The sequence below is a fragment of the Nocardiopsis sp. NPDC055824 genome (assembly GCF_053616335.1).
This window is the reverse complement of record NZ_JBSHDN010000253.1, coordinates 1-7,993: the sequence shown is the minus strand read 5'-3', so window position 1 is coordinate 7,993 and position 7,993 is coordinate 1. Positions and strand designations below refer to the sequence as shown.

Below are 7,993 nucleotides of genomic sequence, written 5' to 3'. Positions count from 1 at the left end.
GCCCGCGGCCCTGCCCGGTCCCGTGCCCGGGGCGTCAGAACTGGTGTTCACCGCCGTCGACGTACAGGGTGGTGCCGAGCATGAAGCTGCTGTCGGGGGAGGCGAGGAAGGCCACGGCCGCGGCGACCTCCTCCGGGCGCCCCATGCGGCCGAGGGGGACCCCCGCCGCGAGGCCCGCCTTGGCGGCGGCGGCGTTCTCCTCGCCGACGGCGCCGTCGATGCCGGGGGTGTCGATGGCGCCCGGCGAGACGGCGTTGACCCGGATGCCCCGGCCCTTCAGCTCGTTGGCCAGGGTCCGCGCCAGGGACCGCACCGCGGCCTTGGACGCCGCGTACAGGCCGTAGTCCTCCCAGCCGTCGTCGGCGCGGATCGAGGCGTTCAGGACCACCGACGCGCCCTCGCCCAGCAGCGGCAGGGCCTTCTGTACGGTGAGCAGCGTGCCCCGGACGTTGACGCCGAAGGTCCGCTCGAACTGCTCCCCGGTGGCCTTCTCCAGCGGTGCGAACGAGACCGCGGCCGCGTTGGCGAACAGCACGTCCAGGCCTTCGCCGCGCTCCCGGACCGCGTCGTACAGCCGGTCCAGGTCGGCGGGGTCGGAGATGTCGCCCGCGACCGCGGTGGCCGCGGGGCCGATCGACTCCGCGGCCCGCGCCAGCACGTCCTCGCGCCGGCCGCTGATGAACACGTGGGCGCCCTCGGCCGCCAACCGCGCGGCGGTGGCCAGGCCGATCCCGGTGCCGCCGCCGGTGACGACGGCGGTCCTGCCTTCCAGCTGTCCCATGGGCGCTCTCCCGAAAATTTAGGTACCGAGTGGTACAGAACCAGACCCTAGCACTTCTGTACCGATTGGTACCAATGGTGCGGGTCGACGGCTCGGAACCGTGCGAGGACCGGGCGTCCCGATGTCCGCGCAGGTGCCCCGGCCCCGACCGGCGGGGCCGGGGCGGACCTGCGTTTTCGCCCCCGGTCGCCGGGTAGTCGTGTGCGCGAGGCCCACCGAGAGGCGCGACCGGGGCCGGGGGAGGGGAGCCGATGTCCACACCGACACGGGCGCAGCCGCGCCCGCGCCACGGCCGCAACCTGACCGCCGGGATCCTGCTCGGGCTGGGCACCGTCGCCTTCGTCGACGAGGTGGTCTTCCACCAGCTCCTGCACTGGCACCACTTCTACGACCTGTCCACCAGCGACGTCGGCCTGGTATCGGACGGGCTGTTCCACGCCTTCAGCTGGTTCGCCACCGTCGCCTCGCTGCTGATGGTCGCCGCACTGCGCCGCGAACGCGCCTTCCGGGGCGCTGCCTTCACCGCGGGATGGCTGACCGGGGCGGGGTTCTTCCAGCTCTACGACGGATTGGTCCACCACAAGGTCCTGGGGCTGCACCAGATCCGCTACGGGGTGGACCTGGTGCCCTACGACGTGACCTGGAACGCCGTCGCCGCCGTCCTGCTCGTGTCCGGGATCGTGCTGTGGACCGTGACCGCACGACGCGCGGGCCGGTCCGCCGCAACCACCGGGGCCGGGGCCTGAGCATGCACCACCACGGACACCACGGGACCGAAACCGCTCTGCTCGGCCCGGGCGGGTGGGCGGCGGCGATCCTGCTGGTGGCCGCACTGGCGGCCTACCCGGCCGCGGTGTCGGCCCTGTACAGGCGCGGTACCGCCTGGCCGGCGTCCCGCACCGCGTCGTGGGCGGCCGGGTGCCTGTGCGTGGGCGCCGCACTGGTCGGCCCCCTGGCCGAACGCGCCCACCACGACTTCACCGCCCACATGGCCGGACACGTCCTGCTGGGCATGCTGGGCCCGCTCCTGCTGGTCCTGGCGGCCCCGGTCACCCTGGCCCTGCGGACCCTGCCGGTGCGCGCGGCCCGTCCCCTCGCCCGAATACTGTCCTCGCCCCCGGCGGCCGTCCTGACCGACCCGTTCGTGGCGGGTGCACTCAGCGTCGGCGGCCTGTGGGCGCTCTACCGGACCGGCCTGTACGCCCTCACGCACACCGACCCGCTCCTGCACGCCCTGGTCCACGCGCACGTGTTCGCCGCCGGGTACCTGTTCGCCTTCGCCGTCCTGGGCGGCCCCGACCCGGCGCCGCACCGCCCCTCCCCGCCGTGGCGGGCAGCGGCCCTGGTCCTGGCGATCGCCGTGCACAACATCCTCGCCAAGACCCTCTGCGCGGCCCCGCCCGAGGGAGTCCCCGCCGAGCAGGCCCGCGCGGGCGCGGAACTGATGTACTACGCGGGAGCGCCGGTGGAGATCGCGCTGATCTTCCTGGTGTGCCGCCCCTGGATCCTGCCGCGCCGAAGGACCTCGGACGGTCCCGGGATCGGCTCCGCACAGGTCACCTGACGCCGTGCCCGGGGCGCCTAAGCGCCCGGGGCCTCGGGCACGGCGGCCCCGGACACGAGGGGTCGGCCGCCGCCGACGGCTGTGCCCGGCCCGCTCTCCTCCCGGTCCCTCCGCGCCGACAGTGACACCACGTCACATCCCCACCCGTACGAACGTCATGGTGCATCAGTGACGTGGTGCGACTGCCGGACGGCGGCGCCGACGGCTGGAATGGGGACATGCCAACGCAACCAGTCATCGAAGTCGAGCACCTGAACGTGAAGTACGGCGACTTCCACGCCGTGAAGGACCTGTCCTTCCACGTGGGGCGCGGGGAACTCTACGCGCTGCTCGGAACGAACGGGGCCGGGAAGACCTCGACCCTGGAGGCCGTCGAGGGCCACCGCCCCGCCACGTCCGGCACCGTGCGGGTCTTCGGGAGCGACCCGCGCGACCGCCGCGGCGTACGGCCCCGCACGGGCATCATGCTCCAGGAGAGCGGCTTCTCCCCGGACCTCACGGTCCGGGAGTCGGTCCGCCTGATCGGCCGGCTCAGCAGGCGCACGGACAGCGTCGACCGCCTGCTCGGCGTCGTCGACCTCACCCGCAAGGCCGGCACCAAGGTCTCCCAGCTCTCGGGCGGCGAGAAGCGCCGGCTGGACTTCGCCACCGCCGTGTACGGGGCACCGGAGCTGGTCTTCCTCGACGAGCCCACCACCGGCCTGGACATCCAGTCCCGGGACGCCCTGTGGGAGGCCGTGGACCGGCTGCGCGAGGACGGCTCCACCGTCGTCCTGACCACGCACTACCTGGAGGAGGCCCAGCAGCGCGCCGACCGGATCGGGCTCATGCACCAGGGCTCCTTCCACCGCGAGGGGACGGTCTCCGAGCTCACGCGCACGCTGCCCGCCACGGTCCGCTTCTCCCTCGCGCCCTCCGCCCCGGCGCTGCCGCTGCCCGCCGTTCCCCAGGGCGACGGGTCGTTCCTCGTCGAGACCACCGGCCTGCAGGAGGACCTGCGCGCGCTCCTGAACTGGGCGCACGACCACGGGGCGGAACTGCGCGACCTCCAGGCCGGGCCGACCCGCCTCGACGACGTCTTCCGCGCCATCGGCAGCGAGTAGACCGTGCGGTCCCTCCCGGACCCGGCCGTCGCCGGCCGCCCTTCTTCCGCAACTTCCAGTCAAAGGATCCCCGCCATGCTCGCGATCGCTCACGGTGAGCTGATCCAGATCTTCCGGAACCGGCTGATCCTGGTCACCATGCTCGTCATGCCCGCGGCGTCCAGCGCCTTCTACATGTACCTGCACGACCGCATCCCGGCCCTCGACCTCGGGGCCGTCGCCGCGGTGCTGATGTTCCTCGTCGTGACGATGGGGCTCTACACCACCGCCGTCACCACGCTAGCCTCCCGCCGCCAGAACCTGTTCCTCAAGCGGCTGCGCTCCACCGCGGTGGACGACACCCGCATCCTCGCCGGGCTGCTGCTCCCGGTCACCGCGATCACGCTGGCCCAGGTGGGCGTGGTCCTGGTCGTGCTGTCCGTCGTCGCCGACCCGCCGGCCGACCTCCTGCTCACAGGGGCGGCCACCCTCGCGACGGTGGTCATGATGATCGGACTGGCACTGGCCACGGCCGGGGTGACCAACTCTCCCGAGCACGCCCAGGTGACCACCCTGCCCGTCCTCATCGGCGTGCTCGCCGTGTCCGGCTGGGTCGGGTTCACCGGCACCGAGGAGCTCACCCTGCTCAAGCGGCTGCTCCCCGGCGGTGCGGCTTCCGAGCTGGTCGTCAACGCCTGGAACGGCGGCGTCCCGCTCTCGGAGTCGCTGTTCCTGTTGGCCCCGACCCTGGCCTGGGTCGTCGTCGCCGTCACCCTGGCAACCCGGATCTTCCGGTGGGAACCGCGCCGCTGAGCCGAGGAGCCGTGGGCGCGCGGACGGCGGACGCCGAGGGGGCGGTGCTGAGGGCCGCGGACGGCGTCCGGGCGCCCGCGCCGGGAACGGTGGGGGAGCGGCAGCGCTCGGGCAGGCGCCCGCGAGCCCGCCGCGGAGGGGAGCCCGCTACGGCAGCCAGTTCCGCAGCGCCATGTCGGCGCTGTCCTGGAGCTCGTCGCGGCCGAGGCCGTTGGCGGCCTGGACGGCGATGCCGAACGCCACCGTCATGATGTACCGGGCCAACCGCCGCGGGTCGGCGTCCTCCGGGAGGTCGCCCTCGTCGACGGCCCGCCGGAAGCGCTCCTCCACGCGCAGCGTCGCGTCGTTGCGCCAGGCGACGAGCATGTCGTGCGCGGGCCTGCCCCCCTCACCCGACGCCAGCGCGCCCTGCACGCCCAGGCACCCGGGAGGGCCTCCGGGGAGGGTCGTGGTCCGCACCGAGCCGCGCAGGAGCGCCTCGGCGACCTGCCGGGCGGTCGGCTCCTCCATGGCGCGCGCCGCGTAGGAGGCCGGCCCCTCGGTGTAGCGCTCCAGGGCCTTGCGGAACAGCTGCTCCTTGTTGCCGAAGGCCGCGTACATGCTCGTCTTGGTGATCCCCATGGCACCGGTCAGGTCGGCGAGGCTCGCCCCCTCGTAGCCCCTCTCCCAGAAGACGCGCATGGCGCACTCCAGCGCCTCGTCGACGTCGAACTCCCTGGGACGGCCGATGACAGTACTCCGGGAAACACCCATGCCACGATCCTAACCGGTCGGTACAGAAACCCGGGGCGAGGAGCCGCAGCCGGGCGGGCCCGCCGCCTCCGTCCGGCCCCGCGCGGATGCCCTCCGAGGGACCGGCGGGGACGCGCCCACGTGGGCGCGTCCCCGAACCGCGCCCCGGGAAGGGCGTCCTACGCCAGGGATCTGCTCCGACGAGCGACGGGGGAGTGGCCGGCCCGGCGGGCACAGGTGTTCAGGCGCGGCCGCTGCCCGTGCCGGGGAGCATGACGGCGATCTGGCCGCGGATGTCCTGGACGATCTCCTCGACGCTCGCCGTGATGTTCACCGATGCCGCCATGCTGAGGAACATGACGGCCGACACGGTGTGCGCCAGTGTCGCGGCCTCGTGTTCGCCGATCCCGGGGCCCCGACCTATCAGGGCGGCGATGCTCGCCTCGGTCCGGGCCGTGATCGTGAGGGCGTCACGGTGGTGGGGCTCCTCGGGGTCGCCGAACACCATCTCGCGAAGGTAGGTGCGTCCGTTCTCGATCTGCGTGCGGTTGCACTCGACGATCGGGCGCACGACGGCCATCACGGCGTCCACCGTGTCGGTGATGCCCTCGGCGTCCCTGACCCCCCGCTCCAGGGACTCGGAGTAGTGGGAGTTCTGTACCAGCAGAAGCAGTTCGCCCTTGCTCTTGGCGTAGAGGAACAGGGTGCCGGTGCCGATGTCGGCGCGCTCGGCGATCTGCTGGGTGGTGACCTCGTCGATCCCGTGCTCCGCGAAGAGCTCGCCGGCGGCGGCGGTGATGCGTTCGAGTTTTTGCTGCTTGTTGCGCTCGCGTCGCCCCTGCGCCCGGGAGGCGGATGGCATCGTGCCCTCCTTGGGAATAGAGACTGACTAGACTCAGTTATGAGCATAGTCATTTAAAGTGTGGTGCCTACCTGACCGGGCTCATTCTCCCACGCGGGTGCGGAGCGCCCCCTCCCAAGGCGGCATCCACGACCGATCGACGTCACGGAGCAACCGACCCATGAACAGTTCCTCGCTCTGGCAGCCCTTCACCCTCGGCCGGGTGAAGCTTCCGCACCGCCTCGCACTGGCGCCGATGACCCGCAACCGCGCCAACCCGGACGGCACGCCGGGTGACCTGGCCGCCGAGTACTACGGCCGGCGCGCCTCCCTCGGACTGGTCATCACCGAGGGCACACAACCCTCGGAGGACGGACAGGGCTACCCCAACACCCCTGGCATCCACACGCCCGCGCACATCGAGGGCTGGCGCCGGGTCGCCGACGCCGTCCACGACGGTGACGGGGCGCTCTTCATCCAACTGATGCACACGGGCCGCATCGCCCACCCCGACAACACACCGCACCACCGCCGGCCGGTGGCCCCCTCGGCGATCTCCGCCGATGCGGACATCTTCACCCCGACCGGCCCCCGGAAGACACCCGTGCCCCGCGAGCTGAGCATCGGGGACATCCAGGCCACCATCTCCGACTTCCGGCACGCGGCGGCATCCGCGATCGCCGCCGGCGCCGACGGGGTGGAGATCCACGGCGCCAACGGGTACCTGCTCCACCAGTTCCTCTCCCCGAACTCCAACCAGCGCACCGACACCTACGGCGGGTCGGTGGAGAACCGCGCCCGGTTCGTCGTCGAGGTCGCCCGGGCGGTGGCCGAGGAGATCGGCGCGGACCGCGTCGGAATCCGACTGTCCCCGGCCTTTCCCCTGGGCGGGATCGACGAGGGCGACACCGAGGGCGTGCGCGCCCAGTACCGTCACCTGGTCGGTCGGCTCGCGGACCTGAACCTGGCCTACCTGCACATCCACCACATCGGGGACGACGACCTCCTTCGGTCGCTGCGCGCTGTGTGGCCCACCGCGCTGCTCGTGGTCCGCTACGGGCGCACCCGGGAGCAGATCGCCGACGACATCGACGCCGGGCTCGCCGACATCGCGCCCCTGGGCCGCTTCGCGCTGGCCAACCCCGACATCGTCGAACGCCTGCGCAACGACGCCCCGCTCAACGAGGTGGACCCGACCACCCTGTACGGCGGCGGAGCACGGGGCTACACCGACTACCCCACTCTGGCCACGGACTGACGGGCCCCGCAACCCCACCCGGATCCCCCACAGCGAACAGTTGAGGAGAACGAACATGCCCACACTCGACGGATCCGTCGTCCTGGTCACCGGAGCCAACGGCGGTATCGGCACACACTTCGTCAACGAGGCCCTGGCGCGCGGCGCCACCAAGGTCTACGCCACCGCGCGCAGGCCACGGACCTGGGACGACGAGCGCATCGTCCCCCTGCGTCTGGACGTCACCGACCCTGTCTCCATCCGGGAGGCCGTCGAAGCCGCCGGTGACGTGACCATGCTGGTCAACAACGCCGGGACCTCGGTGTCCAGCCCGGGAATCCTCACGCACACCGACGAGGAGATCCGCACCAACGTCGAGACCAACTTCCTGGGCCCGCTCTTCCTCGCCCGCGCCTTCGCCCCCGTCCTGTCGGCGAAGAAGGCGTCGGCCATCATCGACATCCACTCGGCGCTGAGCTGGTACGCCGTAGCCGGCATCTACAGCGCGACCAAGGCCGCACTGTGGTCGGCGACCAACTCCCTACGCCTGGAGCTCGCCCCTGAGGGGGTGCACGTCGTCGGAGTGCACGTGGGCTACGTCGACACCCCGATGGCCGCGCACTCCGCCGGTCCCAAGACCGACCCCGCCGACCTCGTGCGCGCCGTGTTCGACGCCACCGAGGCCGGACAGTACGAGGTCCTCGCGGACGAGGACTCCGTCAAGGTCAAGGCCGGGCTCAGTGCCCCGATCGAGGCGCTCTACCCCCAGCTCGACGCGACGAACGCCTGAGACCCCGGTGCCGGGCGCCGCGGCCGTGCGGCGGCCACGTAGTCGAGCCCCTTGAGCGTGAGTGTCTGGGCGCGCGTGATCTTCGCGACGTTGCCCCAGGCGATCAGGCCGATGACGAGAGCGACCAGCAGCGGCCGGGGGAAGCTGCTGGGC

The 7,993-nt window shown here is 72.3% G+C and carries 9 protein-coding genes and 1 pseudogene; 6 read left to right on the top strand and 4 right to left on the bottom strand.

The features are described 5' to 3' along the window. Window positions 1-34 precede the first annotated feature (34 nt). Complete coding sequence (locus ACWGL3_RS29235; RefSeq protein ID WP_267944739.1) at window positions 35-781, bottom strand: SDR family NAD(P)-dependent oxidoreductase; 747 nt, start codon at window positions 779-781, stop codon at window positions 35-37. Window positions 782-1,032: 251 nt separating this feature from the next. On the opposite strand from ACWGL3_RS29235, the gene ACWGL3_RS29230 reads away from it, so the two are divergent. From ACWGL3_RS29230 to ACWGL3_RS29215, 4 genes are all read left to right on the top strand, one after another. Continuing rightward, window positions 1,033-1,527, top strand: coding sequence for a DUF2243 domain-containing protein (locus tag ACWGL3_RS29230; RefSeq protein WP_267944738.1), 495 nt, complete (start codon window positions 1,033-1,035; stop codon window positions 1,525-1,527). Between the two features lie 2 nt (window positions 1,528-1,529). Further along, entirely contained in the window at window positions 1,530-2,345 is an 816-nt protein-coding gene (locus ACWGL3_RS29225) for a cytochrome c oxidase assembly protein (protein ID WP_452462028.1), read from the top strand. Window positions 2,346-2,563: 218 nt separating this feature from the next. Beyond that, entirely contained in the window at window positions 2,564-3,448 is an 885-nt protein-coding gene (locus ACWGL3_RS29220) for an ABC transporter ATP-binding protein (protein WP_267944736.1), read from the top strand. A 75-nt stretch (window positions 3,449-3,523) separates the two neighbouring features. Then, a complete protein-coding gene (locus ACWGL3_RS29215; protein WP_267944735.1) occupies window positions 3,524-4,240 on the top strand; it encodes an ABC transporter permease in 717 nt (238 codons plus the stop codon). 147 nt (window positions 4,241-4,387) lie between these two features. On the opposite strand, the gene ACWGL3_RS29210 is transcribed toward ACWGL3_RS29215, so the two are convergent. Further along, a complete protein-coding gene (locus tag ACWGL3_RS29210) occupies window positions 4,388-4,993 on the bottom strand; it encodes a TetR/AcrR family transcriptional regulator (protein ID WP_267944734.1) in 606 nt (201 codons plus the stop codon). Window positions 4,994-5,213: 220 nt separating this feature from the next. Beyond that, window positions 5,214-5,834 (bottom strand): TetR/AcrR family transcriptional regulator, encoded by a 621-nt coding sequence (locus ACWGL3_RS29205; RefSeq protein ID WP_267944733.1) that lies wholly within the window; start codon window positions 5,832-5,834, stop codon window positions 5,214-5,216. 160 nt (window positions 5,835-5,994) lie between these two features. On the opposite strand from ACWGL3_RS29205, the gene ACWGL3_RS29200 reads away from it, so the two are divergent. Beyond that, window positions 5,995-7,071 carry an alkene reductase gene (locus tag ACWGL3_RS29200; protein ID WP_452462027.1) on the top strand — a complete coding sequence of 359 codons (1,077 nt, stop codon included), beginning with the start codon at window positions 5,995-5,997 and terminating at the stop codon, window positions 7,069-7,071. 55 nt (window positions 7,072-7,126) lie between these two features. Next, window positions 7,127-7,840 carry an SDR family oxidoreductase gene (locus ACWGL3_RS29195; RefSeq protein WP_452462026.1) on the top strand — a complete coding sequence of 238 codons (714 nt, stop codon included), beginning with the start codon at window positions 7,127-7,129 and terminating at the stop codon, window positions 7,838-7,840. Here the strand turns inward: ACWGL3_RS29195 and ACWGL3_RS29190 are convergent. Next, a pseudogene (locus ACWGL3_RS29190) lies at window positions 7,810-7,993 on the bottom strand (hypothetical protein); the annotation flags it as partial. The gene ACWGL3_RS29195 and the pseudogene ACWGL3_RS29190 overlap by 31 nt on opposite strands.

Excerpts from the sequence above, each read along its gene's own strand:
- ACWGL3_RS29235 (WP_267944739.1), bottom strand. The coding sequence starts at position 781 with ATGGGACAGCTGGAAGGCAGGACCGCCGTCGTCACCGGCGGCGGCACC.
- ACWGL3_RS29225 (WP_452462028.1), top strand. The coding sequence starts at position 1,530 with ATGCACCACCACGGACACCACGGGACCGAAACCGCTCTGCTCGGCCCG.
- ACWGL3_RS29220 (WP_267944736.1), top strand. The coding sequence starts at position 2,564 with ATGCCAACGCAACCAGTCATCGAAGTCGAGCACCTGAACGTGAAGTAC.
- ACWGL3_RS29230 (WP_267944738.1), top strand. The coding sequence starts at position 1,033 with ATGTCCACACCGACACGGGCGCAGCCGCGCCCGCGCCACGGCCGCAAC.
- ACWGL3_RS29195 (WP_452462026.1), top strand. The coding sequence starts at position 7,127 with ATGCCCACACTCGACGGATCCGTCGTCCTGGTCACCGGAGCCAACGGC.
- ACWGL3_RS29200 (WP_452462027.1), top strand. The coding sequence starts at position 5,995 with ATGAACAGTTCCTCGCTCTGGCAGCCCTTCACCCTCGGCCGGGTGAAG.
- ACWGL3_RS29215 (WP_267944735.1), top strand. The coding sequence starts at position 3,524 with ATGCTCGCGATCGCTCACGGTGAGCTGATCCAGATCTTCCGGAACCGG.
- ACWGL3_RS29205 (WP_267944733.1), bottom strand. The coding sequence starts at position 5,834 with ATGCCATCCGCCTCCCGGGCGCAGGGGCGACGCGAGCGCAACAAGCAG.
- ACWGL3_RS29210 (WP_267944734.1), bottom strand. The coding sequence starts at position 4,993 with ATGGGTGTTTCCCGGAGTACTGTCATCGGCCGTCCCAGGGAGTTCGAC.